The 19,802-nt window shown below is 73.0% G+C and carries 19 protein-coding genes; 7 read left to right on the forward strand and 12 right to left on the reverse strand.

The genetic code is table 11. The features are described from left to right. The 3 genes from IEY96_RS28550 to IEY96_RS28560 form a co-directional block, all read right to left on the reverse strand. On the reverse strand, nucleotides 1-1,194 hold the full coding sequence (locus tag IEY96_RS28550; protein ID WP_189197894.1) for an acetyl-CoA C-acetyltransferase: 1,194 nt from the start codon (nucleotides 1,192-1,194) through the stop codon (nucleotides 1-3). 210 nt (nucleotides 1,195-1,404) lie between these two features. Continuing rightward, the gene (locus IEY96_RS28555; protein ID WP_189197895.1) at nucleotides 1,405-1,731 is read right to left on the reverse strand and encodes a hypothetical protein; all 327 of its coding nucleotides are present in this window, start codon (nucleotides 1,729-1,731) and stop codon (nucleotides 1,405-1,407) included. An 81-nt stretch (nucleotides 1,732-1,812) separates the two neighbouring features. Further along, nucleotides 1,813-2,133 (reverse strand): hypothetical protein, encoded by a 321-nt coding sequence (locus IEY96_RS28560; RefSeq protein ID WP_189197896.1) that lies wholly within the window; start codon nucleotides 2,131-2,133, stop codon nucleotides 1,813-1,815. 392 nt (nucleotides 2,134-2,525) lie between these two features. On the opposite strand from IEY96_RS28560, the gene mce reads away from it, so the two are divergent. The 5 genes from mce to IEY96_RS28585 all read left to right on the forward strand — a co-directional run bounded on the left by mce (nucleotide 2,526) and on the right by IEY96_RS28585 (nucleotide 9,873). After that, on the forward strand, nucleotides 2,526-3,002 hold the full coding sequence (mce, locus tag IEY96_RS28565) for a methylmalonyl-CoA epimerase (protein ID WP_189197897.1): 477 nt from the start codon (nucleotides 2,526-2,528) through the stop codon (nucleotides 3,000-3,002). A 290-nt stretch (nucleotides 3,003-3,292) separates the two neighbouring features. Beyond that, complete coding sequence (ccrA, locus tag IEY96_RS28570; RefSeq protein ID WP_189197898.1) at nucleotides 3,293-4,648, forward strand: crotonyl-CoA carboxylase/reductase; 1,356 nt, start codon at nucleotides 3,293-3,295, stop codon at nucleotides 4,646-4,648. 243 nt (nucleotides 4,649-4,891) lie between these two features. Further along, nucleotides 4,892-6,148: a DivIVA domain-containing protein gene (locus IEY96_RS28575; RefSeq protein ID WP_189197899.1), complete on the forward strand. Its 1,257-nt coding sequence runs from the start codon at nucleotides 4,892-4,894 to the stop codon at nucleotides 6,146-6,148. Between the two features lie 172 nt (nucleotides 6,149-6,320). Further along, nucleotides 6,321-8,309: a coiled-coil domain-containing protein gene (locus tag IEY96_RS28580; RefSeq protein ID WP_189197900.1), complete on the forward strand. Its 1,989-nt coding sequence runs from the start codon at nucleotides 6,321-6,323 to the stop codon at nucleotides 8,307-8,309. Between the two features lie 232 nt (nucleotides 8,310-8,541). After that, a complete protein-coding gene (locus IEY96_RS28585; protein WP_373293664.1) occupies nucleotides 8,542-9,873 on the forward strand; it encodes an AI-2E family transporter in 1,332 nt (443 codons plus the stop codon). Nucleotides 9,874-9,876: 3 nt separating this feature from the next. Here IEY96_RS28585 and IEY96_RS28590 read toward each other — a convergent pair whose 3' ends face one another. The 7 genes from IEY96_RS28590 to IEY96_RS28620 form a co-directional block, all read right to left on the reverse strand. Next, complete coding sequence (locus IEY96_RS28590; RefSeq protein ID WP_189197901.1) at nucleotides 9,877-10,686, reverse strand: alpha/beta hydrolase; 810 nt, start codon at nucleotides 10,684-10,686, stop codon at nucleotides 9,877-9,879. Nucleotides 10,687-10,752: 66 nt separating this feature from the next. Next, on the reverse strand, nucleotides 10,753-11,079 hold the full coding sequence (locus IEY96_RS28595) for an Rv1322 family protein (protein WP_505838040.1): 327 nt from the start codon (nucleotides 11,077-11,079) through the stop codon (nucleotides 10,753-10,755). A 66-nt stretch (nucleotides 11,080-11,145) separates the two neighbouring features. Next, nucleotides 11,146-12,195, reverse strand: coding sequence for a hypothetical protein (locus IEY96_RS28600; RefSeq protein WP_189197902.1), 1,050 nt, complete (start codon nucleotides 12,193-12,195; stop codon nucleotides 11,146-11,148). Next, nucleotides 12,192-12,686, reverse strand: a complete 495-nt coding sequence (locus IEY96_RS28605; protein WP_189197903.1) for a SigE family RNA polymerase sigma factor — start codon at nucleotides 12,684-12,686, stop codon at nucleotides 12,192-12,194. The genes IEY96_RS28600 and IEY96_RS28605 overlap by 4 nt, the downstream gene beginning before the upstream one ends. Before the next feature lie 41 nt (nucleotides 12,687-12,727). Next, nucleotides 12,728-14,518: a 3-hydroxyacyl-CoA dehydrogenase family protein gene (locus IEY96_RS28610; RefSeq protein WP_189197904.1), complete on the reverse strand. Its 1,791-nt coding sequence runs from the start codon at nucleotides 14,516-14,518 to the stop codon at nucleotides 12,728-12,730. Nucleotides 14,519-14,638: 120 nt separating this feature from the next. Beyond that, a complete protein-coding gene (locus IEY96_RS28615) occupies nucleotides 14,639-15,703 on the reverse strand; it encodes an alpha/beta hydrolase (RefSeq protein WP_189197905.1) in 1,065 nt (354 codons plus the stop codon). An 86-nt stretch (nucleotides 15,704-15,789) separates the two neighbouring features. Beyond that, nucleotides 15,790-16,248: an FHA domain-containing protein gene (locus IEY96_RS28620; RefSeq protein ID WP_189197906.1), complete on the reverse strand. Its 459-nt coding sequence runs from the start codon at nucleotides 16,246-16,248 to the stop codon at nucleotides 15,790-15,792. A 251-nt stretch (nucleotides 16,249-16,499) separates the two neighbouring features. On the opposite strand from IEY96_RS28620, the gene IEY96_RS28625 reads away from it, so the two are divergent. Next, nucleotides 16,500-18,002 carry an aldehyde dehydrogenase family protein gene (locus IEY96_RS28625; protein WP_189197907.1) on the forward strand — a complete coding sequence of 501 codons (1,503 nt, stop codon included), beginning with the start codon at nucleotides 16,500-16,502 and terminating at the stop codon, nucleotides 18,000-18,002. An 18-nt stretch (nucleotides 18,003-18,020) separates the two neighbouring features. On the opposite strand, the gene nucS is transcribed toward IEY96_RS28625, so the two are convergent. After that, nucleotides 18,021-18,680 carry an endonuclease NucS gene (gene nucS / locus IEY96_RS28630; protein WP_189197908.1) on the reverse strand — a complete coding sequence of 220 codons (660 nt, stop codon included), beginning with the start codon at nucleotides 18,678-18,680 and terminating at the stop codon, nucleotides 18,021-18,023. Nucleotides 18,681-18,751: 71 nt separating this feature from the next. Between nucS and IEY96_RS28635 the strand changes: the two genes are divergently transcribed. After that, nucleotides 18,752-19,369 (forward strand): DUF4126 domain-containing protein, encoded by a 618-nt coding sequence (locus IEY96_RS28635; RefSeq protein ID WP_189197909.1) that lies wholly within the window; start codon nucleotides 18,752-18,754, stop codon nucleotides 19,367-19,369. A gap of 51 nt (nucleotides 19,370-19,420) precedes the next feature. Here the strand turns inward: IEY96_RS28635 and IEY96_RS28640 are convergent. Further along, the coding region (locus IEY96_RS28640; RefSeq protein ID WP_189197910.1) for a hypothetical protein at nucleotides 19,421-19,802 on the reverse strand (382 nt) is incomplete at its 5' end.

Genomic DNA, 19,802 nt, shown 5'->3' on the forward strand with positions numbered 1-19,802 from the left:
TCAGCTCTCGGCGCCGTTCGGGACGTGGATGATCAGCGCGTCGCCCTGGCCGCCGCCGCCGCAGAGCGCGGCCGCGCCGGTGCCCCCGCCCCGCCGCTTGAGCTCCAGCGCCAGGGTGAGCACCAGCCGGGCGCCGGACATGCCGATCGGGTGGCCGAGCGCGATGGCGCCGCCGTTGACGTTCACCTTGTCCGTGCTGATCCCGAGGTCCCGCGCGGACTGGATACCGACCTGGGCGAACGCCTCGTTGATCTCGATGAGGTCGAGGTCGGAGACGGCCAGGCCGGCCTTCTTGAGCGCTTGGTTGATGGCGTTGGACGGCTGCGAGTGCAGCGAGTTGTCCGGGCCCGCCACGTTGCCGTGCGCGCCGATCTCGGCCAGCCAGGTGAGCCCCAGCTCCTTGGCCTTGGCCTTGCTCATCACGACCACCGCGGCGGCGCCGTCGGAGATCGGCGAGGAGCTGCCGGCCGTGATGGTGCCGTCCTTGGTGAACGCGGGGCGGAGCTTGCCCAGCGACTCCGCCGTGGTGTCCGGGCGGATGCCCTCGTCCTCGCTGATCACCAGCGGGTCGCCCTTGCGCTGCGGGATGATCACCGGGGTGATCTCGTCGGCGAAGTGGCCGTTCTTCTGGGCGGCGGCGGCGCGCTGGTGGCTGGCCGCGGCGAACGCGTCCTGCTCCTCGCGGGTGATGCCGTGCTTCGCCCCGTGCCGCTCGGTGGACTCGCCCATCGAGCAGCAGTCCCAGGCGTCGGTGAGGCCGTCCAGGGCCATGTGGTCCTTGATCGTCACGTCGCCGTACTTGTAGCCGGCGCGCTGGCCGAGCATCAGGTGCGGCGCGTTGGTCATGGACTCCATGCCGCCGGCCACCACGATGTCGAACTCGCCGGCCCGGATGAGCTGGTCGGCCAGTGCGATCGCGTCCAGGCCGGAGAGGCAGACCTTGTTGATGGTCAGCGCCGGGGTGGACATGGGGATGCCCGCCTCGACGGCGGCCTGGCGGGCCGGGATCTGGCCCGCGCCGGCCTGGAGCACCTGCCCCATGATCACGTACTGGACCTGGTCCGGGGCCACGCCGGCGCGCTCCAGCGCCGCCTTGATCGCGACGCCGCCGAGCTTCGTCGCGGGAAGGTCCTTGAGGTTGCCCAGCAGGCGCCCCATCGGGGTCCGCGCGCCGCTGACGATCACCGAAGCCATGCCTGCCTCCGAGGGGGTGCCGACCTGTACGCCTTAACGATTGTTAGGACGCACCATATCTGCCGGGGACAGCGACAGTACGGTGACCCCGAGCACGTCTGCAATGCGCTCCAGCCATGATGGTCGATGGATGGTCGCCACGCCGCGGCGTCCGGCATCCGAACCTGCCCGACACGGATTCCCGCAGCACGCCGTCGCCCGGCCACGCGTTCAGCTTTGGCCCGGGCGGCGCTGGCGGGGCGGCACCGGGCCCCTGGGCGACGACGCCGGCGACGGGTGGTTTCCCCGGGCGGCCACCTCGATCCGCGGGGTCCGGTCCGGCGGGAGGTGCTCCCGCTCGGCGACCACCACCACGTCGACCTTCCCGTCGATCATCAGGTGCCTGACCTCGTCCCACGGTGCGGTGGTGATGATCCCAAGGAGGTTGTAGCGGCATCGTCGGGCGTGGTCCAGGCAGACCATGAGGTGGGGTTCGATCGGGTCGACGTGGGACGGGATCCAGATAGCAGCAACGGGCCGTGACAGCGGACTCACCATCCGTACTCTTCACCGTGTGCAAGTTGCAGATCAACCTTGCGCCGTCCGGGTTCGCATATGCCGAACGATCGATGACCTGGGCTAACCGTCGTGCGGCGATCGGAGGTGGTCGTCGAGGCGGCTCTCCACCCCCTTGAGACGGCTCTCCGCGTCGTTGACCGCATCCCGCAGCGTCCCGCCCCCGTTCGGGTGCAGCTCCGTCTCGATTCGCCGTAGCCGCTCCGGCACCCCCGGGACGGCGTCGTGACCCGGCCTGGCCGGCACCCCGTACCAGTCCTGCCGGAACTCCTCGTTCTGCCGGGCCAGGCGGCGCAACGGCCGGCTCACCATCACGACCAGGGTCAGCGCGCTGAGGATCGCGCCCAGCACGACACTTCCTGCCGCCCACTGCTCCAGCGTCATGCCGACCGCCCCCGAGCCAGGACGCCGGATGCTGTGGTGTCCGGTGCGTTGCCGCGCTTTCTCAGTACCGTGCGCACGGCTCGGACCTCCCGAGTCCGATCAAGGCCCCCGTGCCCGGGCCGCGAGCGCCGGCCGGGGGGCGATCATTGGTGGTGGGCGCGCCTGTTCGAATCGTGCTCGCAACCTGCTCAGCGGGCATCGTCCGTCCAGCAGGACGATCGGAGCGCGGCCGGCCGCCGGCTCGGGCGTACGGCGGATGTGGGCCCGGTGACCTCGTTCGGGGTAGCCCGTTCGGCTGAGGCTCGGGGCGGAGACGTTCGTACGTCGTCCGATCCGGCGGCGTGAGATTGCCGACCTGTACGCCTTAACGATTGTTCGGCCAGACTGGCGCCATGGTTGAGAACTCCCCCGTCGAGCCCGCTGCCGACCTCGCCACCGACATCGGCCTGCGCCGCATCGACCACGTCGGGATCGCCGTGGCCGACCTGGACGCCGCGATCGACTTCTACCAGCGCACCTTCGGCATGCGCTGCGTGCACACCGAGACCAACGAGGAGCAGGGCGTACGCGAGGCGATGCTGGCCGTCGGCCCGACCACCGAGGGCGGCTGCCTGCAACTGCTCGCGCCGTTGTCGCCGTCCTCGACGATCGCCAAGTTCCTGGACCGCAACGGGCCGGGCGTGCAGCAGGTCGCGTACACGGTGACCGACATCGACGCGGCCTGCGCGGCGCTGCGCGAGCGCGGCGTCCGGCTGCTCTACGAGAAGCCGAAGCGGGGCACCGCAGACTCGCGGATCAACTTCGTCCACCCGAAGGACGCCGGCGGCGTCCTGGTCGAGCTGGTCGAGCCGGCCGCCACCGGCCACTGAGCAGCAGCGCGGAGGGTCCCGGCCGTGGCGCCGGGGCCCTTCCTGCTTCCTGGGACCCAGCGCGGCACTGCGCGGTTTCACGTTCCCACGGACACCTCCACGCATCGGCGGATGCAGTTTTTCACAGAGGACTTCCGGCCCTAGCTACCGTTCAGTAACGTCCCGCCCCACAGGAGTGCGACCGGTGCCGGATGTGTCGATTGCCGACATGGCGGTCCCGTCGCACCGGCGCCGACGATGGCAGCACCCCTGCCCGCCCGGTGCGGGTGCGCAACGAACGGGAGGTCACCGTGCAGGACATCCTTGAAGCGATCATGGCGGCGGAGGGCTCCGCGCAGCCGGAGCGGGAACTCGCCGGCCTCGCCGGCCTGCCGGTACCGGAGAGCTACCGGGGCGTGGTGGTCCGCGCCGAGGACACCCGGATGTTCGAGGGCATGGCCACCCGGGACAAGGACCCGCGCAAGGCGCTGCACGTCCAGGAGGTGCCCACCCCCGAGCTGGGCCCCGGCGAGGCGCTGGTCGCCGTGATGGCGAGCGCGATCAACTACAACACCGTGTGGACCAGCATCTTCGAGCCGCTGCCCACCTTCAAGTTCCTCCAGCGCTACGGCCGGCTCTCCGAGCTGACCCGCCGGCACGACCTGCCGTACCACGTGGTCGGGTCGGACGCGGCCGGCGTGGTGCTGCGGACCGGGCCGGGCGTGACCCGGTGGAAGGCGGGCGACGAGGTGGTCGCGCACTGCCTCTCGGTGGAGCTGGAGGACGCCGCCGGCCACGACGACACCATGCTCGACCCGCAGCAGCGGATCTGGGGCTTCGAGACCAACTTCGGCGGCCTGGCCGAGCTGGCCGTGGTCAAGGCCAACCAGCTCATGCCGAAGCCGCGCCACCTGAGCTGGGAGGAGGCGGCCAGCCCGGGGCTGGTCAACTCCACCGCGTACCGGCAGCTCGTGTCCCACCACGGGGCGAACATGAAGCAGGGCGACGTGGTGCTGATCTGGGGCGCCTCCGGCGGCCTGGGCGGCTACGCCACCCAGATGGCGCTCAACGGCGGGGCCATCCCGGTCTGCGTGGTCTCCTCTCCGGAGAAGGCCGAGCTGTGCCGGAAGATGGGCGCCGAGCTGGTCATCGACCGCACCGCCGAGGGCTTCCGGTTCTGGAAGGACGAGGAGACCCAGGACCAGGACGAGTGGCGCCGGTTCGGGGAACGGATCCGCGAGCTGACCGGCGGCGAGGACCCGGACATCGTCTTCGAGCACCCCGGCCGGGAGACCTTCGGCGCCAGCGTCTACGTCGCCAAGAAGGGCGGCACCATCGTCACCTGCGCCTCCACGAGCGGCTACCTGCACCAGTACGACAACCGCTACCTGTGGATGCACCTGAAGCGGATCGTCGGCAGCCACTTCGCCAACTACCACGAGGCGTGGCAGGCCAACCGGCTCGTGGCGCTCGGCAAGGTGCACCCGACCGTGTCGAGGACCTACCCGCTGGAGCAGACCGGCCAGGCCGCGTACGAGGTGCACCGCAACGCGCACCAGGGCAAGGTCGGCGTGCGCTGCCTGGCGCCCACCGACGGTCTCGGCGTCCGAGACACTGCGCTGCGCGCCCGGCACGAAACCGCGATCAACCGGTTCCGCGGGCACTGACCGCCGGCATTGCCTTTCCGGTAAGCCGGAACACCATTCGATTGCTGTCCGACAAAGGGCCGCGGGCACCCGCCCGCGGCCCTTTTCGCGGCCTCCACTCCGGGTCGCCCGACCCGCCCGGGACCTGCCAAGATCGCCGGTTGGTCCGGTCTCTCCGCGGGGCGAAGTTGACCATGTAAACAGGACACGAAAGGTCCGCACCGCTCTTGCGAAGCACCCTGGGGCGTCTGCGAGTATGTCCCAATGCCCCAGCAGCAGTCCTCCCCTCTTGCGTTCTTCGATAACGCGAACTCACAGCCCGATTTCACCGTTGGCCTGCGTGGTTACAACACCAACCAGGTCGACGACTTCATCGGCCGGCTGACCGCCGCCCTGAGCCAGTCCGAGCAGGCCCGCGCCGAGGCCGAGCAGCGCATGAACGACGCGCAGCGCCGGCTGCGCCAGGCCGAGCAGCGCCAGGGCGCGCTCGAGCAGAAGCTCACCGAGACCAACAAGCAGCTCGAGGAGAACAGCCGGCCGACCCTCTCCGGCCTGGGCACCCGCGTCGAGCAGATCCTCCGGCTGGCCGAGGAGCAGGCCAACGACCACCGCAACGAGGCCAAGCGCGAGTCGGAGGGCATCCTCTCCGCCGCCCGCCTCGAGGCGCGGGAGATCACCGACAAGGCGCGCGCCGAGGCGGCCGCCATGAAGGCCACCGCCGAGCGCGAGGCCGGCAGCGTCCGCACCGCCGCCGAGCGGGAGGCCGCCGAGGTCCGCGTGCAGGCCCGCCGCGAGGCGGACACCCTGCGCGCCGACGCCGACCGGGAGACCAAGCAGCTGCGCACGGTCACCGCCCACGAGGTGGCCGAGCTGAAGTCGACGGTCGAGCGCGAGGTCGCCACCCTGCGCGCCACCGCCGAGCGGGAGATCACCCAGCAGCGGGCGAAGGCCGCCCGGGAGGCCGAGGAGAAGCGGGCCGAGGCCACCAAGCTGCTCACCGACGCGCGCGACAAGCGCGACAAGGACCTCCAGGCCCTGGAGCTCCAGCTCGCCGAGCGGCGCGAGAAGGCCGAGCGCGAGGAGTCCGAGCGGCACGCCGCCCAGGTCGCCCAGACCCAGAAGCTGGTCAGCGAGGCCGAGCAGCGCGCCCGGGCCGCCCAGGAGCGGGCCAAGGAGATCGAGCAGCGGGCCGAGGCCCGCCGGGTCGAGTCCGAGCGCACCGCCACCGACACGGTGGAGAAGGCCAAGGCACTGGCCGAGAAGACGGTGTCCGAGGCCCGGGCCGAGGCCCAGCGCCTGCTCAGCGAGGCCCGCACCGAGGCCGAGCTGACCACCCAGGCGGCCCGCCGCGAGGTCGAGGACCTCACCCGGCAGAAGGACGCGGTCACCTCGCAGCTCGGGCAGATGCTCTCCGGTCTCGCCGGCATCGTGCCGGGCGTGCCGGCGGCGGGCGCCAACAAGCCGGAGGCGGCCAAGCCCGCCAGCTCCGAGCAGAAGGTCACGGCCGAGTCGGCCGGCTGAACGAACCACCCGCGGACGGGGCATGAGCCACGGCGCGGGGTGACACCGGGTGACCGGTGTCGCCCCGCGCCGTCACGCTTTCCCGACCGTTTCGCCTGTTCAGTGAAGTGCACCTCCCAACAGGGGCGTCCGTATCGCCCCAGCAGGGCCGGATGCGTGTGAGGATGGGGGCATGTCGCACGGCGAGGAACTGTTCGCCCTCGGCGGGGACGTGACCACGGAGCCCAGCTTCGAGTCCGCTCTGCGGGGGTACGACAAACGACAGGTCGACCGCTACGTCGCTCGTGCGGAGCACGAGATCTCGGCGCTGACAACCGAGCGGGAACAGGCGTACACCCAGATCCACAAGCTGGCCGGCCAGGTCGAGGTGCTGCAACGCGACCTCGCCCAGGTGCGCAAGCAGGTGGGCGTGGTGGACCGGGCCTCGTTCCGGCACCTCGGTCCCCGGGTCGAGCAGATCCTCGCCATGGCCGAGGAGCAGGCCGACGAGATCCTGGCCGCCGCCAACGAGGAGATCGAAGCCCGACGGGCGGCCGCCGAACACATCATCGAAGAGGCCCGCGAGCGGGCCGCCCAGGCCCTCAAGGACTTCGAGATCGCCCTCGCCGCCCGCCGGGCCGAGGAGGAGCGGCACACGGCCGCCCGCAAGGCCGAGGCGGAATCCACCCTCAAGGCCGCCCGGGACGAGTCCGAGAAGCTGCGGAAGAACGCCCAGGACGCGCTGGCGAAGGCGCAGCAGGAGGCCACCCAACTCCGGGACACCGCCAAGGAGATCCACGCCCGCGCCCAGCAGGAGTCCAGCCGGCTGCGCGAGACGGCCAAGGAGGCGCTGGCCAAGGCCCAGCAGGAGGCCACCCAGCTGCGCGACGCGGCCAAGGAGGTGCACGCCAAGGCCCAGCAGGAGGCGAAGCGGCTCACCGACTCCGCCGCCGAGGCCGGCCGGGCCACCCACGCCAAGGCGCTGGCCGAGGCCAAGAAGATCGTCGACGACGCCGAAGAGGCGGCGAAGGTCACCCGCGGCCGGGCCCGGACCGAGGCCAACCGGCTCACCACCGAGGCCGCCGAGGCGGGCAAGCGCAACCGCGCCGAGGTCGAGGCGCACGTGCAGCGGATGCGGAGCGAGACCGAGGCGTACGTCCAGCAGGCCCGCGCCCAGACCCAGCAGGAGCTGGGCGCCTGGCGGGCCGGCGTGGAGAAGGAGGTCAACGCCCGGCGGGAGACGGCGGACAAGGAGCTGGCCCAGCGCCGGGCCACCGCCGAGCAGGAGTTCGCCAAGCGCCGCGACGAGCTGGACAAGCAGCACACCAAGCGGAAGGACGAGCTGGAGAAGGCGTACGCGGCCCGGCGCGCGGAGATCGAGCAGGGCGCGGCGGAGCTCCGGCAGGCGGCCGAGCAGGACGCGCTCACCATGCGCCGGCGGGCCGAGGAGGAGGCCGCCGAGCTGCTCCGCCGGGCCGAGGCGGAGGCCGGCGACAAGCGCCGCAAGGCCGACGAGCACGTGGCCGCCTCGCGGCGGCAGTTCGAGGAGTATGCGGCCACCACCCAGCAGCACCTGGCCACTACCCAGCAGCACCTCGCCGCCACCCAGCAGGAGGTGGCCGCCGGCCGGCAGCAGCTCGCCCAGGTGATGCTGGAGATCGCCACCGCCCAGCAGGAACTCGCCGACCTGCGCACCGAGACCTGGAAGTCCCGGCAGGAGTCCGACGACCTCCAGCGCCGGCTCGCCGAGCTGCGCACCGAGGCCGGGCCGGCCGGCCTCGCCGCCACCCCCGTCGACCCGGCCGAGCTGGCCACCGCACCCGGCGGCGACCCGGGTGCCGCGCCAGCGGGTGACCGGACCCCGACGCCCGTCACCGCCAAGGGCACCGCGACGGTCTCCCCCAGCGGCGACGCCTCCGCGCCGGCCACCGAGGCCGCGGAGCCGGCGGCGGACGCCGCGAAGGCGCGGCCGGTCGCCGAGCCGGTGACCACCGTGGACGGCGCCGGCGCCAGCGCCGGGGTGGACGGCGAGCCGACCGTGGCCGCCGTGCCGGGCGAGGGCGGCCGGGGCGCCACCCCCACGAAGATCACCAGCACCGGCGAGAACGGCAAGCGCCCGACCAAGCCGACCACCGACGAGCGCAGCGCCAAGCCGAGCACCGTCACCGTCGACAAGGACTGACCCGACAGCGCCCGCCCCGCCGGCACCCGGCGGGTCCCGAGGGACGCGGGCCAGCTCCGGCGGCCGGCGAGGGCGACCCGGGGCGGCGGAAGTCGTGGAGGGGATGGTCGGGGCGGACGCCGACCGCTAACCTGCGGGGGCAGAAGGGCTGCGCCGCCGAGGACCTGTCCGGTGCGCACGGTCCGCCGCAGGGGCGCTCCGCCGGGCCGGAGCGGGAGCCGGGGAGGCACGGGTGTCGCAGGAGGGATCCGCCGCCCCGGACGACGACCCGCTCGACGCCCTGCACCCCGAGCCCGATCCCGCCGACCCGAGCGGCAGACCCCGCCACGCCGCCGACGACGAACCGACCGGCGGCCCGGGACCGGCCGACAGCCCGGCAGCGACCGCCGGCCCCGGACCGGCCGACGGCCCGACAGCGACGGGCAGCCCGGGGGCGGAGGGCGACCCAGGACCGGCCGGCAGGCCCGTGCTGGCCGAGGTCGCCACGGAGACCGAGCCGGCCGAGTTCGAGCCGAGCGGGCGCTTCGGCGTGCCGGGCCGGCCGCTACGCCGCAGCAGCTTCCTGATCGGCTTCACCGGGGCGCTCGGCGTGCTGCTGGCGTACGCGGTGTTCCTGGGCGTGCGGAACTCGGTCGGCATCCTGGTGCTGGTGGTGATCGCGCTCTTCCTCGCCGTCGGCCTGCACCCGGCGGTGGGCCGGTTGCGCCGCTGGGGGCTGCCGCACGGCCTCGCCGTGGCCGTGGTGACGCTGACCGTGCTGCTGCTGATCGTCGGGGGGCTGCTCGCCTTGGTGCCGCCGGTGGTGACCCAGTCGGGGCAGTTCATCGAGCATCTTCCCGGCTACGTCGACGACCTGCGCCGCAACCCCACGGTCAACGACCTCATCGAGCGCTACGACGTGATGCAGCGCGTCCAGTCGGCGGCGAACGCGGACACCATCGGCCGGGCCCTCGGCGGCGTGCTGGGCGGCGCGCAGCTCATCTTCGGCACCATCTTCCGGGCGCTGACCGTGCTGGTGCTGACGATCTACTTCCTGGCCTACTTCGACAAGCTGCGCGACCTCGGGTACGCGCTGGTGCCCCGGTCCCGCCGGCAGCGCGTACGCCTGATCGGCGACGAGATCCTGACCCGGGTCGGCGCGTACATGGTCGGGGCGCTGACCATCGCGGTGCTGGCCGGGGCGAGCACCTTCGTGTTCGCCCTGGTGGTCGGGCTGCCGTACCCCTTCGCCCTGGCCGTGGTGGTCGCGGTGACCGACCTGATCCCGCAGATCGGGGCGACCCTGGGCGCCGTGGTGGTGACCCTGGTCGGCCTCGCCACCGACCTGCCGGTCGGCATCGCCTGCCTGGCCTTCTTCCTGGTCTACCAGCAGGTGGAGAACTACCTGATCTACCCGAAGATCATGCGCCGGGCGGTCTCGGTCAACGAGGTGGCGGCCCTGCTCGCCGCCCTGCTCGGGGTGTCGCTGCTGGGCGTTGTCGGCGCGCTGATCGCCATCCCCACGGTGGCCGCGCTCCAGCTCATCCTGCGCGAGGTGGTGCTGCCCCGGCAGGAGTCCCGCTGACCGTCAGCCGGCGCGGCGCTGCTCCGGCCCGGCCACCGGGGTGTCGGCGAAGGCGGCCACGGTCCGGTCGGCGTACGCGCTGGCGTCGCCGGTCTCCATGGGGCCGTCCCAGGTGGTCGGGAGCGGGACCGGCACGGCCGGGTTCACCCGGCTGACGATCTCGTTGAGCACGGTCTCCGCGTCGCCGACCCACAGGTGCTTGGCACCGGACACCCCGACCACCTCGGCCTGCGGCACCGCGGCGAAGCGCTGCCGGGCCTCCTCGGGGCGCAGGTAGTCGTCGAACTCGGGCACCAGGGCGGTGAGCGGCCGGCCGGACTCGGCCCAGACGGTCAGGTCCTCGGGCTGGGAGAAGCGCAGCGGCGGGGACAGCAGGATGGCCCCGGCCACCGCCGGATCGCAGCCGTACTTCAGCACCAGGTCGGTGCCGAACGACCAGCCGACCAGCCAGATGTTCGGCAGCTCGTGGAACTCGGCGTACTCGATGGCGGCGGCCACGTCGAAGCGCTCGCCGACCGCCGCGTCGAAGGCCCCCTCACTGGTGCCGCGGACGCTGCTGGTGCCCCGGGTGTTGAAGCGGAGCACGGCCAGGTCGGCCAGCGCGGGCAGCCGCCAGGCCGCTTTGCGGAACACGTGGCTGTCCATCATCCCGCCGTGGGTGGGCAGCGGGTGCAGGCAGACCAGGGTGCCGACCGGCTCCCGGTCCAGCGGTCGGGCCAGCTCGCCGACCAGCGTCAGCCCGTCGGCGGTGTGCAGCTCGATGTCCTCCCGGCGGCCGGGCAGGATCGACGACGCACGGATCCGTGTGCTCACGGTCCCAGTCTCCCGCGCCACGGCCGGCGCCGCCCGCCGGGGCGGAAACAGCGTGATCCAGGTCGCTCAGCCGTGGCGGGGGGCGCCGCGGCCGCGCTGGAGGTTCGGCCCGCGCCGGTCCCGGGCCCGCCAGCAGCCGCTGTGCCAGTGCCGGCGGTCGGTCAGGTCACCCCGGTCGTCGGCCGGCCACGCCACCACGTGCGCCACCCCGGGACGGATCTCCTGGTCACAGCCGGGGCACCGGTACGTCTTGACCGACGCCCCGCCGGTGATCCCGCGAACCTGCCAGTCGCCGTCGCGCCACTGCTGCACGGTCGGCACGCCCTGGCGTGCCCGCTCGGCGTCCAGGTGTGCGGTGTCGTCCCGGCGGGGACGGTTGCGACGGGGGCTCACGGTCACCAAGCGTACGATCCGCCGGTCGGACCGGCCCGGGTCGGGCGGCCCGGCCGGCGGACATGCTCAGTCCCAGGTCTCCGGGTCGGTCAGATCCTTCGCCACGTGCGCCCCGGCCAGCAGGACCGTCGCGTCGGCCTCGGTGAAGCCCTTGTCCAATCCGCCGAAGGTGGCGATCAGGTGCGCCTTCGGGATCCCGAGCAACTCCAGCCTGGTGCCATCGGGGTAGAGGTAGGCCGACCGGCCGCCGACGGTCCGGTTGCCCTCGGTCCGGACGCCCACGAGCTGGCTGGCGTGATCGAAGCTCACCCGCATCGTCGCGTCTTCCCCGCGCCCGAGGACGAACCGCGCGTTCAGCCCGCCCGGGAAGGCCGAGACGTCCACGTCGCAGTTCACCACCGTCGCCCCGGGCGGCAGCGTAGTGAGCCGCAACGGGCCGGCGCACCGACTCGCCTGGTTCCACCGCAGCGCGTCGACCGCCCGCCGGAGCGCCGTCTGGTCCCTGCCGGCGGTGCTCGCTCGGGCGTACAGGCCGTTCACCGGACGCCACGAAAGGATCACTCCACCCGTCTGGCCGGGCACCTCCCGGACGGTGCCGTCGAACGGCAGCGGCTCCGCCACGGCGTCGAAGGTGAACCCCTCCACGCCCCCCCGACTCAGTAACTCGACGGAGCGGCTCACCTCGACGAGGACGGGTCGCCCGTCGCCGACGGCGAACCGGACGGATTCGACCTCGTTCTGCCGGACCCCCCAGCCGAGGTAGCGGGCGCGAGCGGGGTCGACACCGAAGTGCAGCACCTGCGCGTCGGTGGCCACGCGCGCCGGGGCGGCGACCGCGCCGGGCACCCCGTCGGCGCGGGGCGGCACCGGCGGGGCGACGGTCGGCGTGGCCGCGGCCCAGGGCAGGCGCCCGGACAGCCCGCCCAGGTCCGCGCCGCTCACCCCGACGAAGCCGAGCACCCCGACCAGGGCCAGCGTCGTACCGGTGGCGGTCCGGCGACGGAGCTGTCGGCGGCGGCCCCGGGCGCGGGACTCCCGGAGCAGGCGGTGGGTGTCGGTCTCCCCCTCGGCGTGCTCCCGCAGCACCGAGGTGATTCGCTGGTCGAGGTCGGTCACGGCCGGCTCCCCTTCGTCGTCGGGACGCCGCAGCGTTCCCGGAGCTGGGCGAGCGCCCGCATCGCGTGGGTGCGGACGGTGACCGGCGAGCAGTCGAGGATCTGGGCGATGGTCGCGTCGTCCAGGTCCTCGTAGTAGCGCAGCACCACCACGGCGCGCTGGCGGTCGGGGAGGGCGCGGATCAGCCGCCACATCTCGTCCCGGTCGGCCGCCTCGCCGCCGAGGTCACCGCGCTGGGGTCGCTCGGCGATGGTGTCGACGGCCAGCTCCCGGCTGGACCGCCGGCGCCACCACGACGTGTTCGCGTTGACCAGCATCCGCCGCACGTACACGTCGGGCCGGTCGGCCCGGGCGATCTTCCGCCAGTGCACGTACGCGCGGGCCAGGACGTCCTGGGTCAGGTCCTCGGCGCGGTGCGCGTCGCCGGTCAGCAGCCGGGCCAGGCGCAACAGGGCCGGGCCGCGGCTGCCGACGTACTCCTCGAAGGTCACGCCCTGAAGACGCCGTCACCGGCGCCCGTTGTTGACCCGGATCAGCGCTTCGTGTGGTCGCGGAAACCGCGGCCGCTCTTGCGGCCCAGGTAGCCGGCGGTGACCAGGTGCTCCAGCAGCGGCGCGGGGGCGAAGCCCGGCTCGCGCAGCTCCAGGTAGAGCTCCCGCTGGATGGCCAGCGAGACGTCCAGGCCGACCACGTCGAGCAGCTCGAACGGGCCCATCGGGTAACCGCAGCCGAGCTTCATGGCGTAGTCGATGTCGTCGGCCGTCGAGTAGCTGGCCTCCAGCATCTTCACCGCGTCGTTCAGGTACGGGAAGAGCAGCGCGTTGACGATGAAGCCGGACCGGTCGCCGCAGACCACGCCGGTCTTGCCCAGCGCCGCGCAGACCGCCCGGGCGGTGGCGCTGGTCTCCGCCGAGGTGCGGATGGTCTGCACGATCTCCACCAGCGGCATGATCGGCGCCGGGTTGAAGAAGTGCAGGCCGATCACGTCGGCCGGCCGCTGGGTGGCCATCGCCACGTCGATCACCGGCAGCGACGAGGTGGTGGTGGCCAGCACGACGCCCGGCTTGCAGATCTCGTCGAGGCTAGCGAAGAGGGCCTTCTTGACGCTCAGCTCCTCGACCACCGCCTCGACCACCAGGTCGACGTCGGCCAGGTGGTCCAGGGTGGCCGACCAGGTGACCCGGCCGAGCGCGGCGTCCCGGTCGGTCTCGCTGAGCTTGCCCCGCACCACGCCCTTGTTCAGCGAGGTCTTGACCGCCTCGCAGACCTTGGCGGACTTCTCCGCGCCCCGGGTCACCGAGATGACCTCGTAGCCGGCCTTGGCGAAGACCTCGATGATGCCGGTGGCCATGGTCCCGGAGCCGACGATGCCGACCTTGGCGATCGCCCGGGCACCGTCGGCCAGCGCCGCGCCCGTGCTCACCGGGGTGTGCTCGTCGGGTACGACCACCGGGGAGCCCGGCCGCTCGTAGGTGTAGAAGCCGCGGCCGGACTTCCGGCCGAGCAGGCCGGCCGTGACCATCTGCTTGATCAGCGGCACCGGGGCGTGCCGGCGGTCGCGGCCGCCGCGCCGGTACATGGTGTCCAGGATCTCGTACGCGGTGTCGAGGCCGATCAGGTCCATCAGCGCGAGCGGGCCCATCGGCAGGCCGCAGCCGAGCTTCATGGCGGCGTCGATGTCCTCGCGGGTGGCGTACCGGGACTCGAACATGCTGACCGCGTGGTTCAGGTAGCCGAAGAGCAGGGCGTTGGCGATGAAGCCGGCCCGGTCGCTGATGGTGACGTCGACCTTGCCGAGCCGCTCGCAGAGCGCCTCCACGTCGGCCACCACGTCGGCGGAGGTGACCACGGTGCGGACCACCTCGACGAGCTTCATGACCGGCGCCGGGTTGAAGAAGTGGATGCCGATGACCTGGTTCGGCCGGGTGGTGGCGACGGAGATCTCGGTGACGCTCAGCGAGGAGGTGTTGGTGGCCAGGATCGCCTCGGGCTTGCAGACCCGGTCCAGCTCGGCGAAGATCCGCTGCTTCAGGTCCAGGTGCTCGGGCACCGCCTCGATCACCAGGTCCACCGAGTGCAGGGCGTCCAGCCCGACCTGCCAGTCCACCCGGGCCAGCAGCGCGTCCCGGTCGGCCTCGGCGAGCTTGCCCTTGGCCACCGCCCGGTCGGTCGAGCCGGTGAGGGTGGTCCGGCCGCGCTCCAGGGCGTTCGCGGAGATCTCGACGGCCACCACGTCGATGCCGTTGCGGGCGAACACCTCGACGATGCCGGCACCCATGGTGCCCAGCCCCACCACGCCCACACTGGTGAACTCGCGCGCCACGACCGGCCTCCCCTTGGTCGACTCCGCCGGCATTGAACGGCGGCTAAGGTTATGCGCCGGAGTCTGCCACGTGACGCTGAGTTGTCGAGACGCCGTGGGATATTTCACGCACCGCGCCGGTCAGACCCCCGTCGGCACCCCCGCGAGCGCCAGCAGCTCGGCGACGAACTCGGCCGGCCGCTCCAGGTGGGGGCTGTGCCCGCAGCCGGGCAGCACCACCTCCCGGTACGTCCCGCCGGCCGCCGCGTACCCGTCGAGGACCGCCCGGGTCTGGCCGACCATCGGCTGCGGCGGGCAGTCCTCCGCCCCGGGCCAGCCGGGCACCACACCGAGCGACCCCAGGTACGCCAGGTCGAACAGCGAGGTGTCCGAGACGATCACGTCGGCGTCACCGCGTACCCAGGTCACCGGCGGCTTGGCCGCGACGGCGATCAGCTCGTCGGCGAGCCGGAAGTGGGCCGGCGCCAGAGCGTTGAGCACGCCGCGCTCCCCCGCCGCGGTGCCCGGCCAGTGCGCCGAGGCGACCGCCGTGCCGGGGTAGTTGTCGTCCCCCGTGGCGGTGGTCAGCATGCTCTCCAGCAGCAGCTCCTCGTCCGCGCCCAGCGACGCCGGGTCGGCCACGTACGCCGAGCGCAGCACGTTGCGCGGGCTGGTCGGGCCGTCGGCGCCCCGGTCCCGCGCGGCCAGCCGGGCCACGAAGTCGGGGTTCGCGGTGCCCGCGCCGGTGCCGGCGAAGTCGGGCGTGGTGGGGGTGCCGTCGAGGTCCCGCGTCCCGCCGAAGCCGTACGGGGAGACCGGCGCCTCCAGCAGCAGCCCGGCCACCCGGTCCGGGTGGTCGACCAGCAGCCGCATCGCCACCCCGCCGCCGAGCGAGTGCCCCACGACCACCGGCCGGGCGCCGGGGGCGAACAGTCCGGGGGCGTCGAGCAGCGCGGCCACGTCGTCGGCGAAGTCGCCGAGACCCCGGGTGGCGTCGACCGGGGCGGTGTCGGTCTCGCCGTATCCGCGCAGGTCGGGGGCGACCACCCGGAGCGTCTCCGGCAGCCGGGGCAGCAGTGGCTCCCAGAACGCGGCGGACGACACGTTGCCGTGCACCAGCAGCACCGGCACGCCGTCCGGCGGGCCGGCCACCCGGACCGCCTGGGTGATGCTGTTGGCATGGACGGTGTGTCGCTCGCTCCGCATCCGCGCATGCTGGCACGGCCGTCCGCGGCCGGTCCATGTGGGCGGCCGCCATCCGGCGTCGCGGGAGGGTGTGGCGGAACTCCGGGTCAGCGGTGCGCCTCGACCGCCAGGGGCAGCGTGCCACGCGCCTCGACCGGCGGGCGCGGCGCCGGCGGGACCGGCAGAGGCAGGGTGGGCCGCTGGTCGCGGCGCGGCTGCCCGAAGCTCATCCCGACCGGATCGGTCCGGGCCACGCCCGGGTCGAAGAAGCGCAGGTCGGTGCGGCCGAGCCGGATGACGTCGCCGTCGGCGAGCGACACGCTGCCGACGATCCGCTGGTCGTTGAGCCAGGTGCCGTTGGTCGAGCCGAGATCGGTGAGCACCACGCCGTCGGGGGTGGCCTGGACCGTGGCGTGCCGACGGCTCAGGTGCGGGTCGGCCAGCACGATGTCGGCGCTCGGCGCCCGGCCGACCAGCTGTGGATCCCGACCGACCCGGAAGCTCAGCCCCCGCATCGCCCCGCCCGACACCGTCAAAAGCGGCATCAGTTCCGGATGCTCCTCCATGGACAGTCGACCTCCACCCCACCGTCGCTCCGCGGCGTCAGCCTGCCACCTCACGGTAATCGCTCCCACCACCGCGCGGTCACCCCCGTGACCCCGGCCGGCCATCTGTTGTTCGCCGTTTCGGCGGGCGTCGCCGGTTCAATCCGCGGCACGCCCGTCGATCCCGCCGGGCCCGCGAGACGGCCGACCTGGGCAGAGTACGGGCCGCGCGGGACCTACCGGTGAGTAACGCTCGGGTCTAGACTTCGGCCATGACGGCTGTGCATGTCCCGGGAACCCCGCTCATCGAGGACGGTCGACTGGTGTCGACGAGCCCTGCGACCGGCGCGGAGGCCGGGCGGCTCCCGGTGGCGACCGAGGCGGACGTACGGGCCGCGGTGGAGCGGGCCCGCGCCGCCGGCGACTGGTGGGCCGGGCTGGGCTTCGCCGGCCGGCGGGACCGGCTGCTGCGCTGGCGCGGCGTGCTCGCCCGCCGGATGGAGGAGCTGGCCGACCTGGTGCACACCGAGGGCGGCAAGCCGGTCGGCGACGCCGTGGTGGAGATCCTCACCGCGCTGGAGCACATCGACTGGGCCGCCCGCAACGCCCGCCGGGTGCTCGGGCCGCGCCGGGTCCGCTCCCGGCTGATCCTCGCCGAGTTCACCGGCCACCTGGAATACCAGCCGTACGGGGTGGTCGGTGTGATCGGCCCCTGGAACTACCCCGTCTTCACCCCGATCGGCTCCGCCGCGTACGCCCTGGCCGCCGGGAACGCGGTGGTGTTCAAGCCCAGCGAGTACACCCCGGCCGTCGGGCAGTGGCTGGTGGACCGGTTCGCCGAGGTGGTGCCGGAGCAGCCCGTCTTCCAGGCGGTGCACGGGCTCGGCGACGTGGGTGCGGCGCTGTGCCGCTCCGGGGTGGCGAAGCTGGCCTTCACCGGCTCGACCGCCACCGCCAAGAAGGTGATGGCCGCCTGCGCCGAGACGCTCACCCCGGTGCTGCTGGAGGCGGGCGGCAAGGACGCCATGATCGTGGACAGCGACGCCGACCTGGACGCCGCCGCCGAGGCGTGCGTCTGGGGCGCGCTGACCAACGCCGGCCAGACCTGCATCGGCATCGAGCGGGTCTACGCCGTCGACCAGGTCTTCGACGCCTTCGTCGACAAGGTGGTGGCGAAGGCCGGCCGGCTCACCGTCGGCCCCGACGGCGCCGACATCGGCCCGATCACCATGCCGTCCCAGGTCGACGTCATCCGCCGGCACATCGACGACGCGGTGGCGCGCGGCGGCCGGCCGGTGCTCGGCGGCCCCGAGGCGGTCCAGCCGCCGTACGTGCACCCGACCGTGCTGGTCGACGTGCCGGAGGACTCGACCGCCGTGCGCGAGGAGACCTTCGGGCCGACGCTGACCGTCAACCGGGTCCGCGACGTCGACGAGGCCGTCGAGCGGGCCAACGCCCTGTCGTACGGTCTCGGGGGTTCGGTCTTCGGCCGCAAGCGGGCCGTGGCGGTCGCGCGGCGGCTGCGCTCCGGGATGGCCTCGGTCAACTCGGCGCTGACCTTCGCCGGCATGTCCACGCTGCCGTTCGGCGGGGTCGGCGACTCCGGCTTCGGCCGCATCCACGGCGAGGACGGGCTGCGCGAGTTCGGCCGGGCCAAGTCGATCACCCGCCGCCGGGCCCGGTCGCTGCTGCCCTCGATGACCTTCGAGCGCACCCCGGCCGACGTCGCCCGCCTCGTCAAGGCCGCCAAGCTCATGTACGGCCGGGGCCGCTGACGACCCCGGCCCGCCGGCTCAGAACAGGGTCAGCTCGTCGCGCTCGATGCCGCGCAGCCGGTCGTAGTCGACCACCACGCAGCGGATGCCACGGTCCGTGGCGAGCACCCGGGCCTGCGGCTTGATCTCCTGCGCGACGAACACCCCGGTGACCGGGGCGAGCAGCGGATCGCGGTTCATCAGTTCCAGGTAGCGGGTGAGCTGCTCGACGCCGTCGATCTCGCCGCGCCGCTTCACCTCGACCGCCACGGCGCCCTGGTCGGCGTCCCGGCAGAGCAGATCGACCGGGCCGATCGCCGTCATGTACTCCCGCCGCACCAGCGTGAAGCCCTCGCCGAGGGTCTCCGGGTTCGCGGCCAGCAGCTCCTGCAGGTGCGCCTCGACGCCGTCCTTGCGCAGGCCCGGGTCGACGCCCAGCTCGTACGAGGTGTCCTGGAAGATCTCCTCCAGGGTGATGCGCAGCTCCTCGCCGGCCTTGTTGACCACCCGCCACACGCCGGGGGCCTCCTCCAGCCGGCACGGCGGGCTCATCCAGTTCAACGGCTTGTACGCCCGGTCGTCGGCATGGATCGACACCGACCCGTCCGCCTTCACCATGAGCAGCCGCGTGGCCGGCGGCAGGTGTGCCGAGAGCCGTCCGACGTAGTCCACCGAGCACTTCGCAATCACCAACCGCACCCGACGAGGGTAGCGGAGCACCGGGCCGTCGCCGACGAGCGCCACTGGCGTACCGGTGCGATATTGAGATCGTGCTCGAAGTCCTCACCGGTTCCGGCCTCGCCGCCTCGGCGGGCCTGAACGCCTACATCCCTCTCCTGCTGATGGGTCTGCTCGCGCGCTACACCGACCTCATGGAGCTGCCGAGCGGCTGGCAGTGGCTGGGCAACGGCTGGGTCCTGCTGATCCTCGCCGTGCTGCTCGCCGTCGAGGTGGTGGCCGACAAGGTGCCGGTGGTCGACCACGTCAACGACGTGGTGCAGACCGTGGTCCGGCCCACCGCCGGCGGGCTGGCCTTCGGTGCCGGCTCCAGCGCGGAGACGGTCACGGTCAGCGACCCGGACACCTTCTTCTCCTCGCACCAGTGGGTGCCCGTCGTGGTCGGCGTGCTCATCGCGCTCGGCGTGCACCTGCTCAAGTCGGCGGCGCGGCCGGTCATCAACGCGACCACCGCGGGGTTCGGCGCCCCGGTGGCCAGCACCGCCGAGGACGCGACCAGCGCGGTCATGTCGGTGGTGGCGATCCTGCTGCCGGTGCTGGTGCTGGTGTTCCTGCTCGGGTTGGTGGCGTTCCTCTTCTGGTTCCTGCGGCGGCGTCGTGAGCGGCGCCGCGAACGTCAGGCGGCTCGGGCTGCGGGGTTCCGGGTCTAGAGACGCCGCTGGCCGGCGCCCCGTGGTTCGGGGTGCCGGCCAGCGTTCGGGTCAGCTGTTCCAGTGGTGGGCGACGATGTCGGCGGCCTGCTGCTCCCACTGCGCGTACGCATCCGGGTAGGCCGACACCTGCACGGTCTGGGCGGCCTCGGTCAGCGGCATGTCCTGCCAACCATCAACCTGCTTCAGACCCTTCAGGAACGCCAGGGTCGAGTACTCAGGGTCGGTGATCTGCTCCGGCGTGCCCCAACCCGAGGACGGGCGCTGCTGGAACAGACCCAGGCTGTCGTGGTCATTCTTGTCGCCGAGGTGGCCCAGGTTCTCCAGCTTCGACTCCTGCAGCGACGTGGCGATCGAGATGACCGCCGCCCGCTCCGGCAGACCCGCCTTCTTCGTCGCGGCGATGATCGCCTTCGCGTTGGCGGTCTGCTCG

Source organism: Micromonospora fulviviridis (assembly GCF_014648395.1).
In the GTDB taxonomy this organism is placed as follows: Bacteria; Actinomycetota; Actinomycetes; order Mycobacteriales; family Micromonosporaceae; genus Micromonospora; species Micromonospora fulviviridis.